The following is a 24,217-nucleotide window of genomic DNA, read 5'->3' as shown; positions in this document are numbered from 1 at the left end:
AGCACTTCGGAATAATGACGCCGAAAATTCGCTAGCGCGGATAATATATGCGGCATTTTCCGCTAGAACTGAAAAGAAGGCTGACGCCAATCCGCCTTCGTCTGCAGGTTTTACCTGTCAGACAGCTGACCATCACCAGGGGAATACTGTGAAGAATTGGACGCTCCGCCGACGTATCCTGGCCAGCTTCGCGGTCGTGATCGCGATCATGTTGCTGATGGTGGTGGTTTCCTACATCACCCTGCTCGCCGTCGAGCGTGATTCGCGCCGCGTCAGCACCGACGCCATGCCGGGCACCTATGCGCTGACCACGGTGCGTTCCTCCTGGACCGACACCATGCTGCGCACCCAGGCCCTGGTCGGCCTGGGCGACGGCAAGCCGCTGGATGCCGCCGGCCGCCAGGGCTTCCGCGAGCTGCACGAGACCCTGCTGCAGCGCATCGCCACCTACGAGTCCACCGTGCACGAGTCGGCCGACCGCGAGCTGCTGGCCCGCTACAAGCAGCAGGCGGTGGCCTTCCAGGCGCAGCTGGAGCAGCTGCTCGACCTCTACGACAAGGACCACGAGGCCGCCCGCCAGTCCCTGCTGCACGACCTGCTGCCGGCCTGGGAGAAGGGCCGGCAGACGCTCAACGAGCTGATCGCGCTGAACAAACAGATCGCCGATTCGGCGGCCATCGCCATCGTCCACCAGGTGGAGGTGGCCGAGGTCACCATGCTGGTCTCGCTGCTGCTGGCGATTTTCGCCGCCGGCGTCCTCGGCCTGCTGCTGATGCGCGCCATCACCGGCCCGGTGGAGAAGGTGGTGAAGACCCTCGAGATCATGAGCGGCGGCGACCTCACCGCGCGCCTGGCGCTGGAGCGCAACGACGAGTTCGGGGTGATCGAGAGCGGCTTCAACGGCATGGCCGAGGAGCTCAAGGCCCTGGTGGCGCAGGCGCAGCGCTCGGCCATCCAGGTCACCACCTCGGTCACCGAGATCGCCGCCACCTCCAAGCAGCAGCAGGCCACCGCCACCGAAACCGCCGCCACCACCACCGAGATCGGCGCCACCTCGCGGGAGATCGCCGCCACCTCGCGCGATCTGGTGCGCACCATGACCGAGGTGTCCAGCGCCGCCGAGCAGACTTCCACCCTGGCCGGCTCCGGCCAACTGGGCCTGGCCCGCATGGAAGAGACCATGCACCAGGTGATGGGCGCCGCCGAGCTGGTCAACGCCAAGCTTGCGATCCTCAACGAGCGCGCCGGCAACATCAACCAGGTGGTCACCACCATCGTCAAGGTCGCCGACCAGACCAACCTGCTCTCGCTCAACGCCGCCATCGAGGCGGAGAAGGCTGGCGAGTACGGCCGCGGCTTCGCCGTGGTGGCCACCGAGGTGCGCCGCCTGGCCGACCAGACCGCCGTGGCCACCTACGACATCGAGCAGATGGTCCGCGAGATCCAGTCGGCGGTGTCCGCCGGGGTGATGGGCATGGACAAGTTCTCCGAGGAAGTGCGCCGCGGCATCGCCGAGGTCGGCCAGGTCGGCGAGCAGCTGTCGCAGATCATCCACCAGGTGCAGGCCCTGGCGCCGCGGGTGCAGATGGTCAACGAAGGCATGCAGGCGCAGGCCACCGGCGCCGAGCAGATCAACCAGGCCCTGGTGCAGCTGGGCGAGGCCACCGGGCAGACCGTGGAGTCGCTGCGCCAGGCCGGTTTCGCCATCGACGAGCTGAACCTTGTGGCCAATGGACTGCGCAATGGCGTCTCGCGCTTCAAGGTCTGAGGCCGGCGGGCGGCTGTACCTGCAGTTCCGCCTGGGCGCCGACCGCTACGCGCTGGACGTGCACGAGATCGTCGAGGTCCTGCCGCTGCGGCGCTTCAAGCAGGTGCCCGAGGCACCGGCCTGGGTGGCCGGGCTGTTCGTCCACCGCGGCGAACTGCTGCCGGTGCTCGACCTTAGCCAGATCGCCTGCGGTCGCCCGGCGCCGCGGCACACCAGCACGCGCCTGGTGCTGGTGGACTACCGCTTCGCCGGCAGCGGCCCGCAGCGGCGCCTGGGGCTGATTCTGGAACAGGCCAGCCAGACCCTGCGCCGCGACCCGGCGGCCTTCCGCGACTACGGCCTGGAGCCGGGCGAGGCGCGCTACCTGGGGCCGGTGCTGGAAGACGCCGAGGGCCTGCTGCAGCGCGTGCAGGTGGACGAACTGCTGCCCGAGCACGTGTGCGAACTGCTCCTGGCCCAGGGTGAGCGGCCATGAGTGACGAGCGTTTCAGCCAGTTGCTCAAGGCGCGCATCGGCCTGGACGCGGAGTCGGTGGGCGAGGCGGTCATCGCCCGCGCCGTGCGCCAGTGCGCCAACCGCAGCAGCGGCGGCGACCTGGAAGCCTATTGGCTGCGCCTGCAGGGCTCCGCCGAGGAACAGCAGGCGCTGATCGAGGCGGTGATAGTCCCGGAGACCTGGTTCTTCCGCTACCCCGAATCCTTCGCCGCCCTCGGCCGCCTGGCCCTGCGCCGGCAACTGGAGCTGGCCGGCGCGCGGCCCCTGCGCCTGCTCAGCCTGCCCTGTTCCACCGGCGAGGAGCCGTACTCCATCGCCATGGCCCTGCTCGACGCGGGGCTGCCGGAAGCGGCCTTCCAGATCGACGCCCTGGACGTCAGCCCGGCCTCGCTGGAGCGCGCGGCTCATGGCGTGTACGGGCGCAACTCGTTCCGCGGCAGCGAACTGGGCTTCCGCGACCGCTACTTCCACGCGGAGGGCCCCGACTACCGCCTCGACGAGCGGGTGCGCCGCCGCGTGCGCCTGCGCCGCGGCAACCTGCTGGCGCCCGGCCTGCTGGCCGAGGAGGCGCCCTACGACTTCCTGTTCTGCCGCAACCTGCTGATCTATTTCGACCGCGACACCCAGGAGCACGCCGTGCAGGTGCTGCTGCGCCTGGTGCGCGAGGACGGCGCGCTGTTCATCGGCCCGGCCGAGGCCAGCCTGACGTCGCGCCCGGGGCTGCGCGCGCTGGGCGTGCCGCAGTCCTTCGCCTTCCTGCGCGTGACGGCGGAGCCCGAGGCGCCGGCGGCCAGGCCGCGCCCCGCCATCCCGCCTGCGCCGCCGCTTGCCTTGGCGCCGCGCCCGGCAGCGCGTCGCGCACCTCTGCCGCCACCCGCCAGGCCGGCGCTGGCGCCGCCCCGCGCTGCCGAACAGGGCCTGGCGGAAATCGCCCGGCTGGCCAACCAGGGCCAGACGGCCCAGGCCCGCGCCGCCTGCGAAGCGTACCTGGCCCAGCACGGCCCGGCGGCCCAGGCCTATTACTGGCTCGGCCTGCTGGCCGATGCCGAGGGCCGCGACGAACAGGCCCAGGGCTACTACCGCAAGGCGCTGTACCTGCAGCCCGACCACCAGGAAAGCCTGCTGCAACTGGCCGCCCTGCTGGCCGCCCGCGGCGACCAGGAAGGCGCGCGGCGCCTGCAGGAGCGCGCCGCGCGAGGAGTGAAGCGCGATGTCTGAACAGCGCTACCACCTGCATCCGGAGGCCGCCGAACAGGCGGTGGACGACTGCTGGAACCGCATCGGCATCCGCGGCGACAAGTCCTGTCCGCAACTGGCCGAACACATTCACTGCCGCAACTGCCCGGTCCACGCCGCCGCCGCCGTGCGCCTGCTGGACCGCTACGCCCTGGGCGCCGAAGGCGAGCAGAGCGCCAGCGTCGAGGACCAGGCGCCGCCGGGCGACGCCTACCTGCTTTTCCGCCTCGGCGAGGAATGGCTGGCCCTGCGCACCCTGGCGCTGGCGGAAGTAGCGCCGAACTGCCCGGTGCATTCGCTGCCGCACCAGCGCTCGCCGGTCGTGCTGGGCGTGGCCAACGTGCACGGCACGCTGGTCGCCTGCCTGTCGCTGGCCGAACTGCTCGGCCTGCCGCCTTCCGCCCCGCGCGAGGACGAGGGCCGCCGCCTGCCGCGCATGCTGGTGCTGGCCACCGACAGCGGGCCGGTCCTGGCGCCGGTGGACGAGGTGGATGGCATCCACCCGCTGGCGCCGGGCCAGGCGCGCGTCGCCGCGGCCGGCAGCCGTTTCACCCACGACGTGCTGAAGTGGCGCGAGCGCAGCGTGCGCCTGCTCGACCACCAGGCCTTGCTTGCCGCCGCCGCCCGGAGCCTGGCATGACCCCCGAGCAGATGAAGGACGCCTCGCTGCTGGAACTCTTCCGCCTGGAGGCCGAGGCCCAGGCCCAGGCGCTCGGCCAGGGCCTGCTGGCGCTGGAGCGCGAACCGCGCCAGGCCGCGCAGCTGGAGGCCTGCATGCGCGCCGCGCATTCGCTCAAGGGCGCCGCGCGCATCGTCGGCCTGGACGAGGGCGTGCAGGTCGCCCACGTCATGGAGGAATGCCTGGTGGCCGCCCAGGACGGCCGCCTGCTGCTGGGCGCGGAGCACATAGACGCGCTGCTGGCCGGCACCGACATCCTGCTGCACATCGCCGACGTCCAGGCCGAGCGTGCTGCCGAGGCGCGTGCGGCGGTGCCCGGCCTGGTGCAGCGCCTGGAGACACTGCTGGGCGCGGAGCCTGCGCAGCCCGCCGCACCTGTCGCCGCCGAAGCGCCGCCAGCCGCGCCGCCAGTGCTGCCGGCCGAAACCGCCGAGCCGGTGCCCGCCGCGGCTGAGAAAAAGGGCGAGGAGGGCACCGGCCGGGTACTGCGCGTCACCGCCGAGCGCCTGAACCAATTGCTCGACCTTTCCAGCAAGGCCCTGGTCGATTCCCAGCGCCTGCAACCGCAACTGGCCTCGATGCAACGCCTCAAGCGCCTGCAGGCCACCGCCAGCCGTCTACTCGATGGCGCCCGAGACGCCGCCGGCGCCAGCCTCGACCCGCAGGCCCAGGCCTTCCTCGCCGATGCCCGGCGTCTAGTCGGAGAGTGCCAGCAACTGCTGGGCGAACAGATGGCCGAGCTGGACGAATTCGCCTGGACCACTTCGCAGCGCGCCCAGACCCTCTACGACAGCGCCCTGGCCTGCCGCATGCGGCCCTTCGCCGACGTGCTCGGCGGCCAGGCGCGGATGGTCCGCGACCTTGGCCGCGAGCTGGGCAAGTCGGTGCGCCTGGAAGTGGACGGGGTGTCCACCCAGGTCGACCGCGAGGTCCTGGAAAAACTCGAGGCGCCGCTGACGCACCTGCTGCGCAACGCCGTCGACCACGGCATCGAGACGCCGGACGCGCGGCGCCGGGCCGGCAAGCCGGAGCAGGGGCTGATCCGCCTGCTGGCGCGGCACCACGCCGGCATGCTGGTGTTGGACCTGCGCGACGACGGCGCCGGTGTCGACCTGCAGCGCTTGCGCGAAGGCATCGTGCGCCGTGGCCTGTCCACCGAGGAGACGGTTGCGCGGCTGTCCGAGGAGGAACTGCTGGCCTTCCTCTTCCTGCCCGGCTTCAGCCTGCGCGAGCAGGTCACCGAGGTCTCCGGCCGCGGCGTCGGCCTGGACGCCGTGCAGCACATGGTGCGCCAGCTGCGCGGCGGCATCCGCATGGAGCAGGTGCGCGGGCAGGGCAGCCACTTCCACATCGAGGTGCCGCTGACCCTCTCGGTGGTGCGCAGCCTGGTGGTGGCGATCGGCGGCGAGGCCTATGCCTTCCCCCTGGCGCACATCGAGCGCATGCGCAGCCTGGCGCCGCAAGACATCGTGCAGATCGAGGGCCGCCAGCAGTTCTGGCACGAGGGCCGGCACGTCGGCCTGGTGGCCGCGCACCAGTTGTTGCAGCGCCCGGAAGGCCGCGCGCCGGAGGGCGACATCCCGCTGGTGCTGATCCGCGAGCGTGACAACCTGTACGGCGTGGCGGTGGAGCGCTTCATCGGCGAACGCACCCTGGTGGTGATGCCGCTGGACGCGCGCCTGGGCAAGGTCCAGGACGTTTCCGCCGGCGCCGTGCTGGACGACGGCACGCCGGTGCTGATCCTCGACGTCGAGGACATGCTGCGCTCGGTGGACAAGCTGCTGGCCAGCGGCCGCCTGGAGCGCATCGACGCCGGCAACCGCCAGGGCGCGGCGCTGCGCAAGCGCGTGCTGGTGGTGGACGACTCGCTCACCGTGCGCGAGCTGGAGCGCAAGCTGCTGGCCGGCCGCGGCTACGACGTGGCGGTGGCGGTGGATGGCATGGACGGTTGGAACGCGCTGCGTTCGGAGCGCTTCGACCTGGTCATCACGGATATCGACATGCCGCGCATGGACGGTATAGAACTGGTCGGGCTGATCCGCCGCGACGCCCGCCTGCAAGCCCTGCCGGTCATGGTCGTGTCCTACAAGGACCGCGAGGAGGACCGCCGCCGCGGGCTCGATGCCGGCGCCGACTACTACCTGGCCAAGGCCAGTTTCCACGACGAGGCCCTGCTGGATGCGGTGGTCGATCTGATCGGAGGTGCGCAGGGATGAGAATTGGCATCGTCAACGACATGCCGCTGGCGGTGGAAGCGTTGCGCCGGGCCTTGGCCTTCGAACCCACGCACCGCGTGCTCTGGGTCGCCAGCAACGGCGCCGAGGCCGTGGAAATGTGCGCCGCGCAGACCCCCGACGTGGTGCTGATGGACCTGCTGATGCCGGTGATGGACGGCGTGGAGGCCACGCGGCGGATCATGGCCGCCTCGCCCTGCGCCATCATCGTGGTCACCGTGGACCTGGAGCAGAACCTCTCGCGGGTGTTCGAGGCCATGGGCTGCGGCGCGGTGGACGCGGTGAACACCCCGGCGCTGGGCGTCGGCGACTCCCTGGAGGCGGCCCGCCCGTTGCTGCGCAAGCTGCAGAACCTGGCCTGGCTGTCGGCCCCGGGCAATACCCGGCCGCGCAGCGAGGTCGCCGTGCGCGAAAACCCGGCCAAGGCCCGCCGCCTGGTGGCCGTGGGCGCTTCGGCCGGCGGCCCGGCGGCCTTGGCCGAGCTGCTGGGCAAGCTGCCGGCGAGCTTTTCCGCGGCCATGGTGGTGGTGCAGCACGTGGACGAAGTGTTCGCCGCCGGCATGGCCGAATGGCTGGCCAGCCAGGCGCGCATCCCGGTGCGCCTGGCGCGCAACGGCGAGGTGCCGCAGCCCGGCTGCGTGCTGCTGGCCGGCACCAACGACCACATCCGCCTGCAACGCAACGGTGAATTGGCCTACACCGCCGAACCCTGCGGGCACATCTACCGGCCCTCGATCGACGTGTTCTTCGACAGCGTGGCCGACAACTGGGTGGGCCAGGCCACCGGCGTGCTGCTCACCGGCATGGGCCGCGACGGCGCCCAGGGCCTGAAGCACATGCGCGAGCGCGGCTTCCTGACGCTGGCCCAGGACCAGGCCAGCAGCGCCGTCTACGGCATGCCCAAGGCCGCCGCGGCGATCGGCGCCGCCACCGAGATCCGAGCCCTGGGCGACATCGCCCGGCGCCTGGGCGAACTGTACGGCTGACATTCCGGAGGCAGCGCCAGCGGCGCCACGACGACGATGAACCCCAAGCATAGCGAGAACCCCTTGATCACTCCGGACGACACCGCGGTCATGGTCCTGCTGGTCGACGACCAGGCCATGATCGGCGAGGCCGTGCGCCGCGCCCTGGCCGAGGACGGCGGCATCGACTTCCACTTCTGCTCCGACGCCACCCAGGCCATCGAGCAGGCCCTGCAGATCCGCCCGACGGTGATCCTGCAGGACCTGGTGATGCCCGACACCGACGGTCTGGAGCTGGTGCGCCAGTACCGCCGCCACCCGCAGACGCGTGACATCCCGATCATCGTCCTGTCGACCAAGGAGGAGCCGCAGGTCAAGAGCGCCGCCTTCTCCGCCGGGGCCAACGACTACCTGGTCAAGCTGCCCGACGCCATCGAACTGGTGGCGCGGGTGCGCTACCACTCGCGCTCCTACCTCGCCCTGCAACAGCGCGACGAGGCCTACCGCGCCCTGCGCGAGAGCCAGCAGAAGCTGCTGGAGACCAACCTGGTGCTGCAGCGGCTGATGAACTCCGACGGCCTCACCGGGCTGTCCAACCGCCGGCACTTCGACGAGTACCTGGAAATGGAATGGCGCCGCGGCCTGCGCGAGCAGAGCCAGCTGTCGCTGCTGCTGATCGACGTCGACCACTTCAAGGCCTACAACGATACCTTCGGCCACGTCGCCGGCGACGAGGCGCTGCGCCGCGTCGCCGGGACCATCCGCGAAAGCTGCGCGCGCTCCTCCGACCTGCCGGCGCGCTACGGCGGCGAGGAGTTCGCCATCATCCTCCCGGGCACCTCGCCGGGCGGCGCGCGGCTGCTGGCGGAAAAGCTGCGACTGACCGTGCAGGCCCTGGGCATCGCCCACGAGCAGCCGGATTCCGGCGCGGTGCTGACGGTCAGCGTCGGCGTGGCGACCCTCACCCCGGGGCAGGGCGAAAGCTGCCTGCGGCTGATCGAACACGCCGACCGCGCGCTCTACAACGCCAAGCACGGCGGACGCAACCAGGTGGGGGTGGACGGCGGCGCAACCGGCTGACGCACAGCCGCCCACGGGCGGCTTTCTCGGGTATACTTCCGGGTTTTTCCACGCCATTACCCGTGAGTGCTGACCGCCATGGAAATCCAACCGATCCTCAACAGCATCAAGGACCTCTCCGACCGTACCCAGTCCATTCGGGGGTATCTTTGACTACGATCTGAAACATGATCGTCTGATCGAAGTAAACCGCGAGCTGGAAGACCCGGCGGTCTGGAACAAGCCCGAATACGCCCAGAACCTGGGCCGCGAGCGCGCCATGCTGGCGCAGATCGTCGAGACCCTCGACGAGCTGACCGGCGGCCTGGCCGACTCCCGCGACCTGCTCGACATGGCGGTCGAGGAGAACGACGAAGGCGCCGTCGGCGACGTCGAAGCGGAAGTCCAGCGCCTGCGCGAAATCCTCGAGAAGCTGGAATTCCGCCGCATGTTCAGCGGCGAGATGGACCCGAACAACGCCTACCTGGACATCCAGGCCGGCTCCGGCGGCACCGAGGCCCAGGACTGGGCCAACATGCTGCTGCGCATGTACCTGCGCTGGGCCGACAAGAACGGCTTCGACGCCGAGATCGTCGAGCTGTCCGAGGGTGAGGTCGCCGGCATCAAGGGCGCTACCGTGCACATCAAGGGCGAGTACGCCTTCGGCTGGCTGCGCACCGAGATCGGCGTGCACCGCCTGGTGCGCAAGAGCCCGTTCGACTCCGGCAACCGCCGCCACACCTCGTTCACCGCGGTGTTCGTCTCGCCGGAAATCGATGACAACATCGAGATCGAGATCAACCCGGCGGACCTGCGCATCGACACCTACCGTTCGTCCGGCGCCGGCGGCCAGCACGTGAACACCACCGACTCCGCGGTGCGTATCACCCACGTGCCGACCAACACCGTGGTGGCGTGCCAGAACGAACGCTCCCAGCACGCCAACAAGGACACCGCCATGAAGATGCTGCGGGCCCGGTTGTACGAGCAGGAGATGCAGAAACGCACCGCCGCCTCGCAGGCGCTGGAAGACACCAAGTCCGATATCGGCTGGGGCCACCAGATCCGTTCCTACGTGCTCGACCAGTCGCGCATCAAGGACCTGCGTACCGGCGTGGAACGCAGCGATTGCGACAAGGTGCTCGACGGCGACCTCAACGAATACCTGGAAGCCAGCCTTAAACAGGGCCTGTAGACCGCACCCCGTAGGAGCGAGCTTGCTCGCGAACCCATTGAAGAGCTTCGCGAGCAAGCTCGCTCCTACAGTTGTTATCCCTAATTGAATGAATCGACGCCAGGCAGATAGAACGACCATGAGCGACCAACAACTCGACCAGCACGAGCTGCAACAGGAAGAAAACAAGCTGATCGCCCAGCGCAAGGAAAAGCTTGCCGCCGTGCGCGAGGCCAAGGCCATCGCCTTCCCCAACGACTTCCGCCGCGACGCCTACTTCGCGGACCTGCAGAAGCAGTACGCCGACAAGACCAAGGAAGAGCTGGAAGCCGCAGCCATCCCGGTCAAGGTCGCCGGTCGCATCATGCTCAACCGTGGCGCCTTCATCGTCCTGCAGGACAGCAGCGACCGCCTGCAGGTCTACGTCAACCGCAAGACCCTGCCCGAAGAGACCCTGGCCGAGATCAAGACCTGGGACCTGGGCGACATCATCGGCGCCGAGGGCACCCTGGCCCGCTCCGGCAAGGGCGACCTGTACGTCGACATGAGCAGCGTGCGCCTGCTGACCAAGTCGCTGCGCCCGCTGCCGGACAAGCACCACGGCCTGACCGACACCGAGCAGCGCTACCGCCAGCGCTACGTCGACCTGATCGTCAACGAGGAAACCCGCCACACCTTCCGCGTGCGTTCCCAGGTGATCGCCCACATCCGCCGCTTCCTGTCCGAGCGCGGTTTCCTCGAAGTGGAAACCCCGATGCTGCAGACCATCCCCGGCGGCGCCGCGGCCAAGCCCTTCGCCACCCACCACAATGCGCTGGACATGGCCATGTTCCTGCGCATCGCCCCGGAGCTGTACCTCAAGCGCCTGGTGGTCGGCGGCTTCGAGAAGGTCTTCGAGATCAACCGCAACTTCCGCAACGAAGGCGTCTCGACCCGGCACAACCCCGAGTTCACCATGCTCGAGTTCTACCAGGCCTACGCCGACTACGAAGACAACATGGACCTGACCGAGGAACTGTTCCGCGAGCTGGCCCAGGCGGTGCTCGGCACCACCGACGTGCCCTACGGCGACAAGGTCTTCCACTTCGGCGAGCCGTTCGCCCGCCTGTCGGTGTTCGACGCCATCCTCAAGTACAACCCGGACATCACCGCGGCTGACCTGCAGGATGTCGACAAGGCCCGCGAGATCGCCAAGAAGGCCGGCGCCAAGGTCCTTGGCCACGAAGGCCTGGGCAAGCTGCAGGTGATGATTTTCGAGGAACTGGTGGAGCACAAGCTGGAACAGCCGCACTTCATCACCCAGTACCCCTTCGAAGTCTCCCCGCTGGCCCGCCGCAACGACCAGGACCCGAGCGTCACCGACCGCTTCGAGCTGTTCATCGGCGGCCGCGAGATCGCCAACGCCTACTCCGAGCTGAACGACGCAGAAGACCAGGCCGAGCGCTTCATGCTGCAGGTCAAGGAGAAGGACGCCGGCGACGACGAGGCGATGCACTACGACGCCGACTTCATCAACGCCCTGGAATACGGCATGCCGCCCACTGCCGGCGAAGGCATCGGCATCGACCGCCTGGTGATGCTGCTGACCGACTCGCCGTCGATCCGCGACGTGATCCTGTTCCCGCACATGCGCCCGCAGGCGTAAGCGCTGGAGCAAGTGGAGAAGCCGCCTTCGGGCGGCTTTTTCGTGTCTGCGAACCGGCAAACACAACGCCGCGTAGGATGGCGTTGAGCGAAGCGATACCCATCACCACGACCGCATGGGTTTCGCCAAGGCTCAACCCATCCTACGAAGAGCGCCAGTTGCTTCTACGGCCCCAGGGAAGCACGGGCGTAGGAGCGGACTCCGTCCGCGATCGTCTTCGCCGCTTGCGTCGAACGCTTCGGCGGCCTTTGCCACCAATTGATTCCCCAAGCAAAAGCCCGAACAATGCGCCATCGCCCGCGAGCGGAGGAAAGACCGTGCCCCGAGCAGTTTCCAGAGACAGCGCTGCCCAGGCCGCCAGTGCGGTGGCCGAGAGTGTCCAGTACCAGGGCCGCAAGGCCGCCCGCCAGGGCAGCGAGCAGCGCCGCCAGGCTATCCTCGACGCGGCCATGCGCATCATCGTCCGCGAGGGCGTGCGGGCCGTGCGGCATCGGGCGGTGGCGGCCGAGGCGGACGTGCCCTTATCGGCCACCACCTACTACTTCAAGGACATCGACGACCTCATCACCGACACCTTCGCGCTCTTCGTCGAACGCAGCGCCGAGGATTTGTCAGCCTTCTGGGCCAGCGTCGAGGGCGACCTGCAGGCCATGGCCGCCGGCCTCACCGGCAGCCCGCCGGCGCGCCGCGAACTGGCCGACCGCATCGCCGAACTGGCCATCCAGTACGTGCGCGTGCAGCTCACCGAGCGCCGCGAGCACCTGCTGGCCGAGCAGGCCTTCCGCCAGGAGGCGCTGCTCAACCCGCGCCTGGAACAGCTGGCGCAGAGCCACAGGCGCATCCTCTCCCTGGGCGTGGTGCACTTCTTCGAGGTGCTCGGCTCGCAGCAGCCGGAACAGGACGCCAAGGTGTTGACGGCCATCATCCTGCAGATGGAGTATCAGGGCCTGCTGGATGGCGTGGAGCACCTGGACACCGTGGAAATGCGCGCCATCCTGACCCGCTACCTGTACCTGGTGCTGGGCCTCTGAAGCCCGCCGACGACCCCATATGGCGTGCCGCCCGCGGCCCCTGAGGAGACTTCGATGAAAGCCTGGCGCGCCTTGCTGCTGTTGAGCATCTTCCTGCTCGGCGGCTGCCTGGTGACCTTCAAGGAGCCGATCCCGGCGAAGGAGGCCGCGCCCAAGCAGTTGCTCGGCCAGTGGTCGCGGATCGACGAATACGGCGAGGAACAGTTCCTCGAGATCAGCCGCACCGGCGAGGGCCTGTACCGCGCCTTCAGCTACTACGACGACAGCGGCAACACCGACAGCGCCGAGGACCTGCCCTTCACCGTGGTCCACCACGGCCAGCGCTGGTACCTGTCCGCCGAACTGCCCAAGAGCCAGGGCGGCAACTACGTGCTGGCCGGCTTCGAGATCACCGACAAGGACGAGCTGGTGGTCTACTCGCTGGACGTCGAGCAGATCCTCCAGGCCATGGCCAAGGGCACCCTGCAGGGCCAGAAGGTGGACAGCGAGCAGGGCGCCGGCGCCCTGGTGGCCAGCCCCCTGGGCGACGTCCTGGCCTACCTGGACGAGCCCGCCAACGCCGAAGTCTTCAGCGAAGCGCTACGCTTCCAGCGAGTGACTCCGGGAGAACGCCCATGAACCCGCGGCGCAAGAAAAGCACGCCCAGCGAGTACCAGCAGATCATCCGCGGCCTGTCCGACCGCCTGGTGGAGGCGCAGACGCCGATCCGCGTGCTCGACGCCATCAAGTGGGACGACAGCGTGCGCGCGGACTTCCTCAAGGGCCGCGGCAAGCATGCGCCCAAGGTCGACCGCGGCTACTACGACGGCCGCCCGCTGGCCTTCGACGGCAACGCCAAGAAGCAGGAATTCCAGAACCTGGAGCGCGACATCACCCGCCAGCTCGGCCAGTTCAACCCGGTGGGGCAGATCATGCGGCGCATGTGCCGCGAGTACCGCATGGTCATCCGCATGCTGGAGGCGCGCGGCACCCAGGACTTCGGGCTGATCTCCCAGGAACTCTACGGCTCGGCCTCCGACGCCTTCCACGCCGGTGACCCGACCCTGGCCGACCTCGGCCTGATGCTCTCGGACTATCTGAACAACATCGCCGACCGCGGCGACCTCAAGGACGAACCCAAGACGCTCACCGCCAAGGAAGCGGTGGCCATGCTGCAGGAGCGCCTGAACAAGACCTTCGGCGAGGCCGAGGACACTATCCGCGTGTTCGAGTCCGACGGCATAGTCGCCGACGCCGCGGCCGGCGCCGACTACATCAAGGTGCGCGCCGACGCGATGTTCAACGAGCGCGACGTGCGCGCCCTGGAAGTCCACGAGGGCCTGGTGCACGTGGGCACCACCCTGAACGGGCAGAACCAGCCGATCTGCACCTTCCTGGCCAAGGGCCCGCCGTCCTCCACCGTGACCCAGGAAGGCCTGGCCATCCTCATGGAGGTGATCGCCTTCGCCTCCTACCCCACGCGCCTGCGCAAGCTGACCAACCGCACCCGCGCCATCCACATGGCGGAGGAGGGCGCGGACTTCCTCGAGGTGTTCGGCTTCTACCGCGAGCAGGGCTACAGCCAGGAAAGCAGCTACCAGAACGCCAGCCGGGTGTTCCGCGGCTCCACGCCCGGCGGGCTGCCGTTCACCAAGGACCTGTCGTACCTGAAGGGCTTCATCCTCATCTACAACTACATCCAGCTTGCCGTGCGCAAGGGCAAGCTGGAGCAGATTCCGCTGCTGTTCTGCGGCAAGGCCACCCTGGAAGACATGCGCACCCTGCGCCAACTGGTGGACGAGGGCCTGGTGGTGCCGCCGAAGTACCTGCCGCCGCAGTTCCGCGACCTCAACGCGCTGTCGGCCTGGATGTGCTTCTCCAACTTCCTCAACCACCTGAGCCTGGACCGCATCGAGGCGGACTACGCGAATATCCTCTAGGACCGCGCCGAAATGCTCTTCGTAGGAGCGAGCTTGCTCGCGAACCGACTCCGCAGCGGGGCCCATTCGCGAGCAAGCTCGCTCCTACGAAGAGCCGTACCAAGGATGACCCGACCATGACCCACCGCTTCAAGGCCGCTGCGCTGTCCCTGCTGCTTCTGCTCGGCGGCTGCAGCTCGCTGCTGTTCTACCCCAGCCCCGACGTGGCCATCACCCCGGCGCGGGCCAAGCTGAATTACCGCGACGTCACCCTCACCACCGCCGACGGCGTCAAGCTCGCCGGCTGGTGGCTGCCGGCCAAGCCCGGGGTGCCGGTCAAGGGCACGGTGCTGCACCTGCACGGCAACGGCGGCAACATGGCCTGGCACCTGGGCGGCACCTTCTGGCTGCCGGAACAGGGTTACCAGGTGCTGATGCTCGACTACCGCGGCTATGGCCATTCCCAGGGCGAGCCCAGCCTGCCGGCGGTGTACCAGGACATAGACGCGGCCTTCGCCTGGCTGGACAAGGCCCCGGAAGCCCAGGGCAAGCCGCTGATCCTGCTCGGCCAGAGCCTGGGCGGCGCCATGGGCGTGCATTACCTGGCGCAGCATCCCGAGCGGGTGAAACAGCTCAAGGCCGTGGTGCTCGACGGCGTGCCCGCCAGCTACCGCGAGGTGGCCCGCTACACCCTGGGCAATGCCTGGCTGACCTGGCCGCTGCAGATTCCGCTGTCCTGGTTCGTGCCCGATGGCGACAGCGCGATCCGCGCCATGCCGCGACTTTCTGGCGCACCCGTGCTGTTCTTTCACAGCATCGACGATACCATCGTGCCCCTGGACAACGGCCTGAGCCTGTACAAGGCGGCGCGGCCGCCGAAAGTCTTCCAGCTGACCCGCGGCGGGCACGTGGAAACCTTCGGCGAACCGACCTGGCGCGAAGTGATGCTGCGCTTCCTCGACGACCCGCAGCACTTCAGCGGCCTGCGCCGCCTGGCCGAAGTCCCCAACACCGATCCGCCGGCCGAGCCGGCCAGCCAGTCCCAGGGCAAGCCATGACCACCAGCACCGACCGCAACATGATCCCGTACATCCTCACCGCCATCGGCAGCATCATCGTCAGTGTCGGCACGCTCTGGTTCTACGGCTACCTGCACTTCGCCAAGGAGCAGGACGCCCTGCTGCTGGCCGAGTTCACCATGCTCAAGAGCATCCCCGGGCAGGACGTGAAGCTCTCGCTGGAGCCGGCCAACCAGATCGCGCAATGCATCGACGGCGTGCTGGTGCTGTTCGACACCACCCAGAAGGGCCTCTCCGGCGTGCTGGTGGACAACAAGAAGCACGCCGTGCGCTGCGCCGGCGAGGAAACCCCGCAGGAAGTCCGCTGACGGCATGCTTCGGGGCTAGGCTGGGAGCAACCTGGAGGGCGCGACCATGAGCAACCCCGAGATCCACGTCTGGCAAGGCGACATCACCACCCTGCGCATCGACGCCATCGTCAACGCCGCCAACAGCTCGCTGCTCGGCAGCGGGGGCGTGGACGGCGCCATCCACCGCGCCGCCGGCCCGGAACTGGCGAACCACTGCCGCAACCTGGGCGGCTGCAGGACCGGCGAGGCCAAGATCACCCCTGGCTTCCGCCTGCCCGCCGCCCACGTCATCCACACGGTAGGCCCGGTCTGGCGCGGCGGCGGCCACGGCGAGCCGGACCTGCTCGCCGCCTGCTACCGCAACAGCCTGGCGCTGGCGGAACAGCATGAGCTGGAGGGAATAGCTTTCCCGGCGATCAGCTGCGGCATCTACGGCTATCCCCTGGAAGCGGCAGCCAGCATCGCCATCGCCGAACTGCGCCGCCTGCGGCCCGCCGGCAGCAGCCTGCAACGTCTGTTGCTGGTGCCTTTCGCCGAAGATATGGCCGAACTCTACCGGCGCCTGTTGCGGGGTGGCGCGTAGGCGCCGACTGCGCCGAGGTGCTCTTCGTAGGAGTGGGCCCTGCCCGCGAAATCGTCCTACATGGGAATGGTGCGGGTGGGGCGGCGTAGGAGCGGATCTCATCCGCGAAACGCGCCGGTGGTTCCGGCTATCGCGGACAAGGTCCGCTCCTACGGTGGGATATGTGCCGCACAGTAACCTGTAGGAGCGGGCCCTGCCCGCGAAATCGCGCGCAGGGCGCGCTCCTACATGGGAAGGGTGCGGGTGGGGCGGCGTAGGAGCAACTGTCTTGCGCCGAGGTGCTCTTCGTAGGATGGGTTGAGCTTGCGATACCCATGCTGCCGTGGTGATGGGTATCGCTTCGCTCAACGCCATCCTACGAAAAGCCGTGCATCCTGGAACCTAGGATCTCATCCGCGAAGCGCGCCGGTGGTTCCGGCTAAGTAACCTGTAGGAGCGGGCCCTGCCCGCGAAATCGCGCGCAGGGCGCGCTCCTATATGGATAGCCGCGTCAGTAATCGCTATCCACCGACGACCGCGGCACCACCGGCTTGGCGTCGTTGGAGATGGTCACCTCCACCCGGCGGTTCTGCGCGCGGCCGGAGGAGCTGGCGTTGCTCGCCACCGGGTAGTCCTTGCCGTAGCCGCGGGTGGTCACCCGCGCCGGGTCCACGCCCTGGGCCAGCAGGGCCATGCGCACCGAATCGGCGCGGCGTTCGGACAGGCCCTGGTTGTAGCCGGCCGAGCCGCTGCTGTCGGTGTAGCCCTCGACCAGCACCTTGCGCTCGGGGTTCTGCTGCAGGTAGCTGGCCAACTGCTGGATGTTGTGGCTGGCCTCGGGCTTGAGGTCGGCGCGGTCGAGGTCGAAGAGCACGTCGCCGAAGGTCACCAGGGTGCCGCGCTGGGTCTGCTTCGCCTGAAGCTCCTTGAGCTGCTGGGTGCGCACGTCCAGGCGGGCCTGGGTGCGCTGCGCCGAGGCGTTCTGCAGCTGCCCTTCGGCGCTCTTCAGGGCGATGGTCTGGTTGGCCAGGTTGATGCGTTGCTGCGTGAGGTAGGCCAACTGGTCCACGTCCTGCTGCTTCTCGCCGTCGCGGTAGGCCTTGTCGGCCTTGGCCAGCCAGTCGCCGGCGTCCTTGGTTTCCAGGGCCGCGAGCTGGGTGGCCTGGGGTTGCGCCTGCAGGGCGGAGTAGTCGCTGCGGGCCTTCTCCAGGTTGGTGTTGGGCTCGTGGGCGCAGGCGGCCAGCAGCAGCGCCAGGCTGGAGAGGGCGGGGAGGGCGGGGAGGGCGATGAGTTTACGCATGGCTGTCGTCCTTAATGATCCGGAGGGGGGAATGGGGAAGGGCGCCTACTGCTGTGGCTGCTGGAGCTTCTGCAGCCCTTCCTCGCGGATTTCCATCACGCCCTGCTGGGCGTCCTTGACGGCGTTCTGCGCCTTGACCGCCTGCGACTTGCGCTCGGCCACGCGGGCGTCCCACTCGGCCTGCTGGGCCAGGCGCCTGGCCTGCTCGTATTCCTTGTCGTTGAGGGCGATGCGCGCCTGGCCGAGCTTGTCCTGGGCGGTCTTCATCTCCAGCGGCGCGTACTGCGGGCCGCCGGCGCTGACCGCGGCGTTCACCGCCGATTCGGTGACCGCCATCTGTTCGCTCGGCGGGTTGCCGGCGCAGCCGGCCAGGGCCAGGGCGCCGAGGCCGGCCAGCAGGCCCGTGCGCAGGAAGGCGAGGCGGGGTTGGGGTGTTTTCAGTTCCATTGTTCGAGTCCTCTCGTCTGGGGAACGCGGATGCTCAGCGGGCGGTGCCCGGCCCGGCCGTTCGCAGCCCTGCGCTGCGGCGTTGTCCCGTTGCGGCCAGGTATTACTGGGGACTTGAGGACTTGTCCGAGGGTTCAAAAAAAATGGCCGCCCGGCGGGGCGGCCATGTCTGCGACGCGGCTTTCAGAAGCGCAGGCGGAGCAGGCGCAGGCCGTTGAACACCACCAGCAGGCTGGCGCCCATGTCGGCGAACACGGCCATCCACAGGGTGCCCAGGCCAGCCAGGGTTAGGGCCAGGAACACAGCCTTGATGCCCAGCGCCAGGCTGATGTTCTGCACCAGCACGGCGTGGGTGCGGCGCGACAGGCGGATGAACTGCGGCAGCTTGCGCAGATCGTCGTCCATCAGCGCCACGCCGGCGGTCTCGATGGCCGTGTCGGTGCCCGCCGCGCCCATGGCGAAGCCGATGTCGGCGCGGGCCAGGGCCGGGGCGTCGTTGATGCCGTCGCCGACCATACCCACCCGCGCGCCGCCGGCCTGGTGCTGCTCGACCTCGCGCAGCTTGTCCTCGGGCAACAGGTTGCCGCGGGCCTGGTCGATGCCCACCTGGGCGGCGATGGCGGCCGCGGTGTGCGGGTTGTCGCCAGTCAGCATCAGTGTCTTCACGCCCAGGCCGTGCAGCTCGACGAGGGCCTCGCGGCTGGTCTGCTTGACCGCGTCGGCCACGGCGAACAGCGCCAGCGGGCCTTCGTCGTCGAGCAGCACGATGACGGTCTTGCCCTGTTGCTCCAGGGCGTCGAGGCGTGCTTCCAGCGCCGCCGAGCACAGCCCCAGCTCCTCCACCAGGCGATGGTTGCCCAGGTGGTGCAGGTGGCCATCGACCACGCCCTTCACGCCGCGGCCGGGGATGGCCTCCAGTGCGTCGACGCCATACAGCGCCAGCCCATCGGCCTCGGCGGCGCGGGCCACGGCCTGGGACACCGGGTGGTCGGAACGTGCCGCCAGGCTCGCGGCCAGCAGCCGGGCACGCGCCTCGTCGCCGCGCAGGCCGTGGAAGTCGGTCTGCGTCGGACGGCCTTCGGTGATGGTGCCGGTCTTGTCCAGGGCCAGCCATTGCAGTTGGCGGCCCAGTTCGAGGAACACCCCGCCCTTGATCAGGATGCCGGTGCGCGCCGCCGCCGACAGGCCGCTGACGATGGTCACCGGGGTGGAGATCACCAGCGCGCAGGGGCAGGCGATCACCAGCAGCACCAGGGCGCGGTACACCCAGTCGAGCCAGGCGCCGCCGAAGGCCAGTGGCGGGATGAGCGCGGTGGCGATGGCGATGAGGATCACCACCGGCGTGTAGATGCGCGCGAACTGATCGACGAAGCGCTGCGTCGGCGCCCGCGAGCCCTGGGCTTCCTCTACGGCGTGGATGATCCGCGCCAGGGTGCTGTCGTCGGCGCCGCGGCTCACCGCATACTCCAGCGCGCCCTCGCCGTTGATGCTGCCGGCGAACAGGGGTTCACCGGCCTGCTTTTCCACCGGCAGGCTCTCGCCGGTGATGGGCGCCTGGTTGACGCTGGAGCGGCCGTCGACCACCTCGCCGTCGAGGGCGATGCGTTCTCCGGGGCGCACGCGCACGCGCTCGCCCACGGCCACCGACTTGGCCGGCACGTCCTGCCATTGCCCGTCGCGCAGCACCGTGGCCTGTTCCGGGGCCAACTGCAGCAGGCCGCGGATAGCGCTGCGCGCACGTTCCAGGGAGCGCGCCTCGATCAGCTCGGCGATGGCGAACAGCACCGCGACCATGGCCGCTTCCGGCCACTGGCCGATGAGCATGGCGCCGGTCACGGCGATGCTCATCAGCGCGTTGATGTTCAGGTCGCGGTTCTTCAGGGCGATCCAGCCCTTGCGGTAGGTCGGCAGTCCGGCGCCGAGGATGGCCGCCACGGCCAGGGCTGCCACCAGCCACTGCGGGCCGAGGGCGAACCACTCGCAGACTTCCGCGGCCAGCGCCAGCACCCCGGCCAGGGCCAGCGGCCACCAGGGCTTGTGCCTGCCCGGCGCGCTGGCGAGCGGCTGGCCGTCTTCCACGGCCTCGGCCTCCATGCCCAGGGAGGCGACCAGCTTCTGCAGCGGCTCCAGGCTGTCGAAGCGGTGCTGCACCTTGAGCAGGCGCTGCATCAGGTTGAATTCCAGCTGCTCCACCGCCGGCAGCTTGCCCAGGGCGTCGCGCAGCAGGCGCTCCTCGGTGGGGCAGTCCATGGCCTCGATGCGCAGGCTGCTCCAGCGCAACTCGCCGGTGGCGGCGGCCGCGGCGGCGCCCAGCGCCGGTTCGGCGTGGCGTGGGCGCTCGTGGTGGTGGTCATGCCCATGGTCGTGTTCATGGCGATGCACGGCGGCGGGGGCGTGGTCGTGGCAGCAGGGCCCGCATCCAGGCTGGCGGCTGTTGGCGTCGGTCATCAGGTCGTTTCCCATTTGACGGTATGCTTGCGATTGCACACCCTGTAGCAACTACAGAGTCAAGCGGTTCCGGGAGGGAAGGGCGATGAAGATCGGTGAACTGGCGAAACTGACCGGCTGCCCGGTGGAGACCATCCGCTACTACGAGCGCGAGGGCCTGCTGCCGGAGCCGGCGCGTACCGGCGGCAACTACCGGCAATACGACAACGCCCACGTCGAGCGGCTGTCGTTCATCCGCCACTGCCGCTCGCTGGACATGACCCAGGAGGAAATCCGCATCCTCCTCGGCCTGCGCGACCGCCCCGAGTCCGACTGCGGCACCGCCAACCGGCTGATCGACGAACACCTGCACCACGTGGAAGTGCGCATCGCCGAACTGCAGTCGCTGCGCCAGCAACTGCAGGACCTGCGCGCCCGCTGCAGCGGCAGCGGCAACAGCGAGGACTGCGGCATCCTCCGTGAACTGCAACTGCCCGCGGAGCCTTCGGCGGTGCCGGAGGCCTGTGCCGAGGCCGGGCACCTGCACGTGCCCGGGGTGCATGGCCGGCATTGAGAGAACGCGGCAGATGCTCTGCTCGCCGTAGGGCTCCGTCCGCGACAGCCACGTCATACCCCTGTAGGAGCGCGCCCTGCGCGCGAAATCGCGGGCAGGGCCCGCTCCTACAGCAGTCAGGAATGGCTCGGCTCTTCCTTGTGCCCCGTCAGCTCATGCAGGTACTTGCGCGACAGCTGCAGGAAGCGCGGGGTAGGGCCGACGTCCTCGTAGAGCGGGTCGCCCTGTTCGTCCAGCGCCACCACTTTCTGCCCCTTCACGTAGGGGAAGCTCGCCTCCAGTTCCTCCAGGGCCGAGCCGACCAGTTCGCCGAGCAGTTCCTCGACGCTGCGCTTGGGGTACATGTCGTGCAGCGCGGCCAGGCGCGCGGCGGTTTCCACGTCCAGCGGGATGCTGTAGCTGTGGCTGGTCATGCGCCCCCTGGCGTTCTGTTCCCAATGGCGTACCAGATCGCGGATCTTCATGTTCACCTCATGGGCCGGCTCGTGGCCGGCGGGGAAGACGGCCCTTTTGGAGCCGCCGGGAAGAATTTCCCGAATCCTTCGGGATCACATCTAGCCTAGACGCTGTCGGAGCAGGATCGCGGGCGTTCGTCGCACGCTTGTCAGTGAGTGTCGCCAGGCGGCACTGTAAGAGAATCCAGACACGGAGAACCCCCATGGCGGATATCGACGCGCGCCTGCGCGAGGACGTGCACCTGCTGGGCGAACTGCTCGGGCAGACCATCCGCAGCCAGTACGGCCAGGCCTTCCTCGACAAGGTCGAGCTGATCCGCCAGGGCGCCAAGGCGGCGCGGCGCGGTTCGGCCGAAGGCGCGCGGCAGCTGGCGGCGGCCCTCGACGGCCTGGGCGAGGACGAGCTGCTGCCGGTGGCGCGGGCCTTCAACCAGTTCCTCAACCTGGCCAACATCGCCGAGCAGTACCACCGCATCCGCCGCCGCGGGCCGAAGGAGCCGCAGCCCTTCGAGCAGCGCGTGCTCGGCGAACTGCTGGGACGCCTGCGCAAGGCCGGGGTGGAGCCGGCGGAACTGGCGCGCCAGGTGGCGCAGCTGGACATCGAACTGGTGCTCACCGCGCACCCCACCGAAGTGGCGCGGCGCACCCTGATCCAGAAATACGACGCCATGGCCGCGCAACTGGCGGCCAAGGATCACACCGACCTGCTCCCCGAGGAGCGCGAGCAGGTGGACACGCGCCTGCGCCGGCTGGTGGCCGAAGCCTGGCACACCGACGAGATCCGCCGCACCCGGCCAACGCCGGTGGACGAGGCCAAGTGGGGCTTCGCGGTGATCGAGCATTCGCTCTGGCATGCCGTGCCCGACTTCCTCCGCCACGTCGACGAAACCCTGCAAAGCTGCACCGGCCAGCGCCTGCCGCTGGAAGCCGCGCCCATCCGCTTCGCCTCCTGGATGGGCGGCGACCGCGACGGCAACCCCAACGTCACCGCCACCGTCACCCGTGAGGTGCTGCTGCTGGCGCGCTGGATGGCCGCCGACCTCTACTTGCGCGACGTCGACAGCCTGGCCGCCGACCTGTCCATGCAGCAGGCCAGCGAGGAGCTGCTGGCGGAAACCGGCGAGGTGGCCGAACCCTACCGCGCCCTGCTCAAGCAACTGCGCGAACGCCTGCGCGCCACACGGGCCTGGGCCCAGCGCGCGCTGAACGAAGGCGAGGTTGCACCCGAGGCGGTGCTGCAGGACAACCGCGAGCTGCTGGCGCCGCTGGAGTTGTGCCACCGCTCGCTGCACGCCTGCGGCATGGGCGTGATCGCCGACGGCGCGCTGCTCGACAGCCTGCGCCGCGCCGCCACCTTCGGCCTGTTCCTGACGCGCCTGGACATCCGCCAGGACTCCGGCCGCCACACCGCCGCCCTGAGCGAAATCACCGAGTACCTGGGCCTGGGCCGCTACCAGGATTGGGATGAGGCGGTGCGCCAGGAATTCCTCCTGGAGGAGCTGGGCAACCATCGCCCGCTGCTGCCGGCGGACTACCAGGCCAGCGCCGACACCGCCGAAGTCCTGGCCACCTGCCGCGTGGCGGCTGCCGCGCCGGCGGCCTCGCTGGGCTCCTACGTCATCTCCATGGCCGGCCAGCCGTCCGACGTGCTGGCGGTGCAACTGCTGCTCAAGGAATGCGGGTTGCGCCGGCCGTTGCGCGTGGTGCCACTCTTCGAAACCCTCGACGACCTGGACAACGCGGGCCCCTGCATCGACCGCCTGCTCGGCCTGGACGCCTACCGCGAAGCCCTGGCCGGGCCGCAGGAAGTGATGATCGGCTACTCCGACTCGGCCAAGGACGCCGGCACCCTGGCCGCGGCCTGGGCGCAGTACCGCGCCCAGGAAGCGCTGGTGGACATCTGCCGCGCCCACGGCGTCGAGCTGCTGCTGTTCCACGGCCGCGGCGGCACCGTCGGGCGCGGCGGCGGCCCGGCCCACGCGGCCATCCTCTCGCAGCCGCCGGGCTCGGTGGCCGGGCGCTTCCGCACCACCGAACAGGGCGAGATGATCCGCTTCAAGTTCGGCCTGCCCGGCATCGCCCGGCAGAACCTCGACCTCTACCTGGCCGCGGTGCTGGAGGCCACGCTGCTGCCGCCACCGGCGCCGGAGCCGGCCTGGCGCGATGAAATGCAGCGCCTGGCCGCCGATTCCCTGGCCGCCTACCGCCAGGTGGTGCGCGAGACGTCGCAGTTCGTCGACTACTTCCGCGAGGCCACGCCGGAACAGGAACTCGGCCGCCTGCCCCTGGGCAGCCGCCCGGCCAAGCGCCGCCAGGGCGGCATCGAGAGCCTGCGGGCCATCCCGTGGATCTTCGCCTGGACGCAGACGCGGCTGATGCTGCCGGCCTGGCTGGGCTGGGAGACCGCGCTGTTCAATGCCATCGACCGCGGCGAGGGCGCCCTGCTGCAGCGCATGCGCGAGCAGTGGCCGTTCTTCCGCGCGCGCATCGACATGCTGGAGATGGTCCTGGCCAAGGCCGACGGCGAAATCGCCCAACTCTACGACGAACGTCTGGTGCAATCGGAACTGCGACCATTAGGTGCGCATTTACGCGACCTATTGTCGCAGGCGCTGCGCGTGGTGCTCGGCCTGACCGGCCAGCAGCGCCTGCTGGCGCAGGCCACCGAAACCCGCGAATCGATCGCCGTGCGCAACATCTACCTGGACCCGCTGCACCTGCTCCAGGCGGAGCTGCTGGCCCGTTCCAGACGCTGCGAAGGCGAGGCCTGCGGCGGTCTGGAACAGGCCCTGCTGGTGACGGTGGCGGGCATCGCCGCGGGGCTGCGCAACACCGGTTGAGCGGCCCCGGCCACGACTTTCCGGTGGCTTGTGCGCTCAGGGTGCGCTGTGTATCTTGA

Annotated in this window: 21 protein-coding genes; 17 read left to right on the top strand and 4 right to left on the bottom strand. The window is 69.3% G+C overall.

Annotation, left to right across the window (positions count from 1 at the left end; genetic code table 11):
* Positions 1-148: 148 nt before the first annotated feature.
* The 15 genes from M8R19_RS08390 (at position 149) to M8R19_RS08320 (ending at position 16,136) form a co-directional block, all read left to right on the top strand.
* Entirely contained in the window at positions 149-1,768 is a 1,620-nt protein-coding gene (locus M8R19_RS08390) for a methyl-accepting chemotaxis protein (protein ID WP_249917552.1), read from the top strand.
* A complete protein-coding gene (locus tag M8R19_RS08385) occupies positions 1,743-2,243 on the top strand; it encodes a chemotaxis protein CheW (RefSeq protein ID WP_249917551.1) in 501 nt (166 codons plus the stop codon). The genes M8R19_RS08390 and M8R19_RS08385 overlap by 26 nt, the downstream gene beginning before the upstream one ends.
* The gene (locus M8R19_RS08380) at positions 2,240-3,481 is read left to right on the top strand and encodes a CheR family methyltransferase (RefSeq protein ID WP_249917550.1); all 1,242 of its coding nucleotides are present in this window, start codon (positions 2,240-2,242) and stop codon (positions 3,479-3,481) included. Before M8R19_RS08385 ends, M8R19_RS08380 begins: the two co-directional genes overlap by 4 nt.
* Positions 3,474-4,139 (top strand): chemotaxis protein CheW, encoded by a 666-nt coding sequence (locus tag M8R19_RS08375; protein ID WP_116422978.1) that lies wholly within the window; start codon positions 3,474-3,476, stop codon positions 4,137-4,139. The genes M8R19_RS08380 and M8R19_RS08375 overlap by 8 nt, the downstream gene beginning before the upstream one ends.
* A complete protein-coding gene (locus M8R19_RS08370) occupies positions 4,136-6,394 on the top strand; it encodes a hybrid sensor histidine kinase/response regulator (RefSeq protein WP_249917549.1) in 2,259 nt (752 codons plus the stop codon). Before M8R19_RS08375 ends, M8R19_RS08370 begins: the two co-directional genes overlap by 4 nt.
* Complete coding sequence (locus tag M8R19_RS08365) at positions 6,391-7,398, top strand: chemotaxis response regulator protein-glutamate methylesterase (protein WP_249917548.1); 1,008 nt, start codon at positions 6,391-6,393, stop codon at positions 7,396-7,398. Before M8R19_RS08370 ends, M8R19_RS08365 begins: the two co-directional genes overlap by 4 nt.
* A 36-nt stretch (positions 7,399-7,434) precedes the next feature.
* Positions 7,435-8,457, top strand: coding sequence for a response regulator (locus M8R19_RS08360; RefSeq protein WP_249917547.1), 1,023 nt, complete (start codon positions 7,435-7,437; stop codon positions 8,455-8,457).
* Positions 8,458-8,535: 78 nt separating this feature from the next.
* Positions 8,536-9,631, top strand: a protein-coding gene (gene prfB, locus M8R19_RS08355) for a peptide chain release factor 2 (protein WP_116422981.1) whose coding sequence is annotated in 2 segments (ribosomal slippage) — positions 8,536-8,607 and positions 8,609-9,631 — 1,095 coding nt in all. Because the reading frame shifts where the segments join, the coding sequence is not laid out codon by codon here.
* Positions 9,632-9,749: 118 nt separating this feature from the next.
* Positions 9,750-11,255 carry a lysine--tRNA ligase gene (lysS, locus tag M8R19_RS08350; RefSeq protein ID WP_249917546.1) on the top strand — a complete coding sequence of 502 codons (1,506 nt, stop codon included), beginning with the start codon at positions 9,750-9,752 and terminating at the stop codon, positions 11,253-11,255.
* Between the two features lie 317 nt (positions 11,256-11,572).
* Entirely contained in the window at positions 11,573-12,286 is a 714-nt protein-coding gene (locus M8R19_RS08345) for a TetR/AcrR family transcriptional regulator (protein ID WP_249917545.1), read from the top strand.
* A 54-nt stretch (positions 12,287-12,340) separates the two neighbouring features.
* On the top strand, positions 12,341-12,904 hold the full coding sequence (locus M8R19_RS08340) for a hypothetical protein (protein ID WP_058073166.1): 564 nt from the start codon (positions 12,341-12,343) through the stop codon (positions 12,902-12,904).
* Positions 12,901-14,205: a flavohemoglobin expression-modulating QEGLA motif protein gene (locus M8R19_RS08335; protein ID WP_009616535.1), complete on the top strand. Its 1,305-nt coding sequence runs from the start codon at positions 12,901-12,903 to the stop codon at positions 14,203-14,205. The genes M8R19_RS08340 and M8R19_RS08335 overlap by 4 nt, the downstream gene beginning before the upstream one ends.
* 116 nt (positions 14,206-14,321) lie before the next feature.
* Positions 14,322-15,242 (top strand): alpha/beta hydrolase, encoded by a 921-nt coding sequence (locus M8R19_RS08330; protein WP_249917544.1) that lies wholly within the window; start codon positions 14,322-14,324, stop codon positions 15,240-15,242.
* Positions 15,239-15,571: a PA3694 family proteiin gene (locus tag M8R19_RS08325; RefSeq protein WP_116422984.1), complete on the top strand. Its 333-nt coding sequence runs from the start codon at positions 15,239-15,241 to the stop codon at positions 15,569-15,571. The genes M8R19_RS08330 and M8R19_RS08325 overlap by 4 nt, the downstream gene beginning before the upstream one ends.
* A gap of 46 nt (positions 15,572-15,617) precedes the next feature.
* Complete coding sequence (locus tag M8R19_RS08320; RefSeq protein WP_249917543.1) at positions 15,618-16,136, top strand: O-acetyl-ADP-ribose deacetylase; 519 nt, start codon at positions 15,618-15,620, stop codon at positions 16,134-16,136.
* Between the two features lie 490 nt (positions 16,137-16,626).
* On the opposite strand, the gene lptF is transcribed toward M8R19_RS08320, so the two are convergent.
* The 3 genes from lptF to M8R19_RS08305 all read right to left on the bottom strand — a co-directional run bounded on the left by lptF (position 16,627) and on the right by M8R19_RS08305 (position 20,310).
* The gene (gene lptF, locus M8R19_RS08315) at positions 16,627-17,415 is read right to left on the bottom strand and encodes a lipotoxin F family OmpA-related lipoprotein LptF (RefSeq protein ID WP_249917542.1); all 789 of its coding nucleotides are present in this window, start codon (positions 17,413-17,415) and stop codon (positions 16,627-16,629) included.
* A gap of 45 nt (positions 17,416-17,460) precedes the next feature.
* Positions 17,461-17,862: a DUF4398 domain-containing protein gene (locus M8R19_RS08310; protein ID WP_116422987.1), complete on the bottom strand. Its 402-nt coding sequence runs from the start codon at positions 17,860-17,862 to the stop codon at positions 17,461-17,463.
* A 183-nt stretch (positions 17,863-18,045) separates the two neighbouring features.
* Positions 18,046-20,310, bottom strand: coding sequence for a heavy metal translocating P-type ATPase (locus M8R19_RS08305; protein ID WP_116422988.1), 2,265 nt, complete (start codon positions 20,308-20,310; stop codon positions 18,046-18,048).
* Between the two features lie 85 nt (positions 20,311-20,395).
* Here M8R19_RS08305 and cadR point away from each other — a divergent pair, with 85 nt between their 5' ends.
* A complete protein-coding gene (gene cadR / locus M8R19_RS08300) occupies positions 20,396-20,863 on the top strand; it encodes a Cd(II)/Pb(II)-responsive transcriptional regulator (RefSeq protein WP_074985207.1) in 468 nt (155 codons plus the stop codon).
* Positions 20,864-20,979: 116 nt separating this feature from the next.
* Here the strand turns inward: cadR and M8R19_RS08295 are convergent, their stop codons facing one another.
* The gene (locus M8R19_RS08295; protein WP_009616546.1) at positions 20,980-21,327 is read right to left on the bottom strand and encodes a hypothetical protein; all 348 of its coding nucleotides are present in this window, start codon (positions 21,325-21,327) and stop codon (positions 20,980-20,982) included.
* Between the two features lie 194 nt (positions 21,328-21,521).
* Here M8R19_RS08295 and ppc point away from each other — a divergent pair, with 194 nt between their 5' ends.
* Positions 21,522-24,158 carry a phosphoenolpyruvate carboxylase gene (ppc, locus tag M8R19_RS08290; protein ID WP_116422989.1) on the top strand — a complete coding sequence of 879 codons (2,637 nt, stop codon included), beginning with the start codon at positions 21,522-21,524 and terminating at the stop codon, positions 24,156-24,158.
* Positions 24,159-24,217 lie beyond the last annotated feature (59 nt).

This window comes from Pseudomonas sp. R3.Fl (assembly GCF_023516765.1).
GTDB lineage: Bacteria > Pseudomonadota > Gammaproteobacteria > Pseudomonadales > Pseudomonadaceae > Pseudomonas > Pseudomonas citronellolis.
This window is presented reverse-complemented; position numbering and strand designations above follow the sequence as displayed.

Excerpts from the sequence above, each read along its gene's own strand:
- M8R19_RS08385 (WP_249917551.1), top strand. The coding sequence starts at position 1,743 with ATGGCGTCTCGCGCTTCAAGGTCTGAGGCCGGCGGGCGGCTGTACCTG.
- M8R19_RS08380 (WP_249917550.1), top strand. The coding sequence starts at position 2,240 with ATGAGTGACGAGCGTTTCAGCCAGTTGCTCAAGGCGCGCATCGGCCTG.
- M8R19_RS08375 (WP_116422978.1), top strand. The coding sequence starts at position 3,474 with ATGTCTGAACAGCGCTACCACCTGCATCCGGAGGCCGCCGAACAGGCG.
- M8R19_RS08370 (WP_249917549.1), top strand. The coding sequence starts at position 4,136 with ATGACCCCCGAGCAGATGAAGGACGCCTCGCTGCTGGAACTCTTCCGC.
- M8R19_RS08365 (WP_249917548.1), top strand. The coding sequence starts at position 6,391 with ATGAGAATTGGCATCGTCAACGACATGCCGCTGGCGGTGGAAGCGTTG.
- M8R19_RS08360 (WP_249917547.1), top strand. The coding sequence starts at position 7,435 with ATGAACCCCAAGCATAGCGAGAACCCCTTGATCACTCCGGACGACACC.
- lysS (WP_249917546.1), top strand. The coding sequence starts at position 9,750 with ATGAGCGACCAACAACTCGACCAGCACGAGCTGCAACAGGAAGAAAAC.
- M8R19_RS08340 (WP_058073166.1), top strand. The coding sequence starts at position 12,341 with ATGAAAGCCTGGCGCGCCTTGCTGCTGTTGAGCATCTTCCTGCTCGGC.
- M8R19_RS08335 (WP_009616535.1), top strand. The coding sequence starts at position 12,901 with ATGAACCCGCGGCGCAAGAAAAGCACGCCCAGCGAGTACCAGCAGATC.
- M8R19_RS08330 (WP_249917544.1), top strand. The coding sequence starts at position 14,322 with ATGACCCACCGCTTCAAGGCCGCTGCGCTGTCCCTGCTGCTTCTGCTC.
- M8R19_RS08325 (WP_116422984.1), top strand. The coding sequence starts at position 15,239 with ATGACCACCAGCACCGACCGCAACATGATCCCGTACATCCTCACCGCC.
- M8R19_RS08320 (WP_249917543.1), top strand. The coding sequence starts at position 15,618 with ATGAGCAACCCCGAGATCCACGTCTGGCAAGGCGACATCACCACCCTG.
- lptF (WP_249917542.1), bottom strand. The coding sequence starts at position 17,415 with ATGCGTAAACTCATCGCCCTCCCCGCCCTCCCCGCCCTCTCCAGCCTG.
- M8R19_RS08310 (WP_116422987.1), bottom strand. The coding sequence starts at position 17,862 with ATGGAACTGAAAACACCCCAACCCCGCCTCGCCTTCCTGCGCACGGGC.
- M8R19_RS08305 (WP_116422988.1), bottom strand. The coding sequence starts at position 20,310 with ATGACCGACGCCAACAGCCGCCAGCCTGGATGCGGGCCCTGCTGCCAC.
- cadR (WP_074985207.1), top strand. The coding sequence starts at position 20,396 with ATGAAGATCGGTGAACTGGCGAAACTGACCGGCTGCCCGGTGGAGACC.
- M8R19_RS08295 (WP_009616546.1), bottom strand. The coding sequence starts at position 21,327 with ATGAAGATCCGCGATCTGGTACGCCATTGGGAACAGAACGCCAGGGGG.
- ppc (WP_116422989.1), top strand. The coding sequence starts at position 21,522 with ATGGCGGATATCGACGCGCGCCTGCGCGAGGACGTGCACCTGCTGGGC.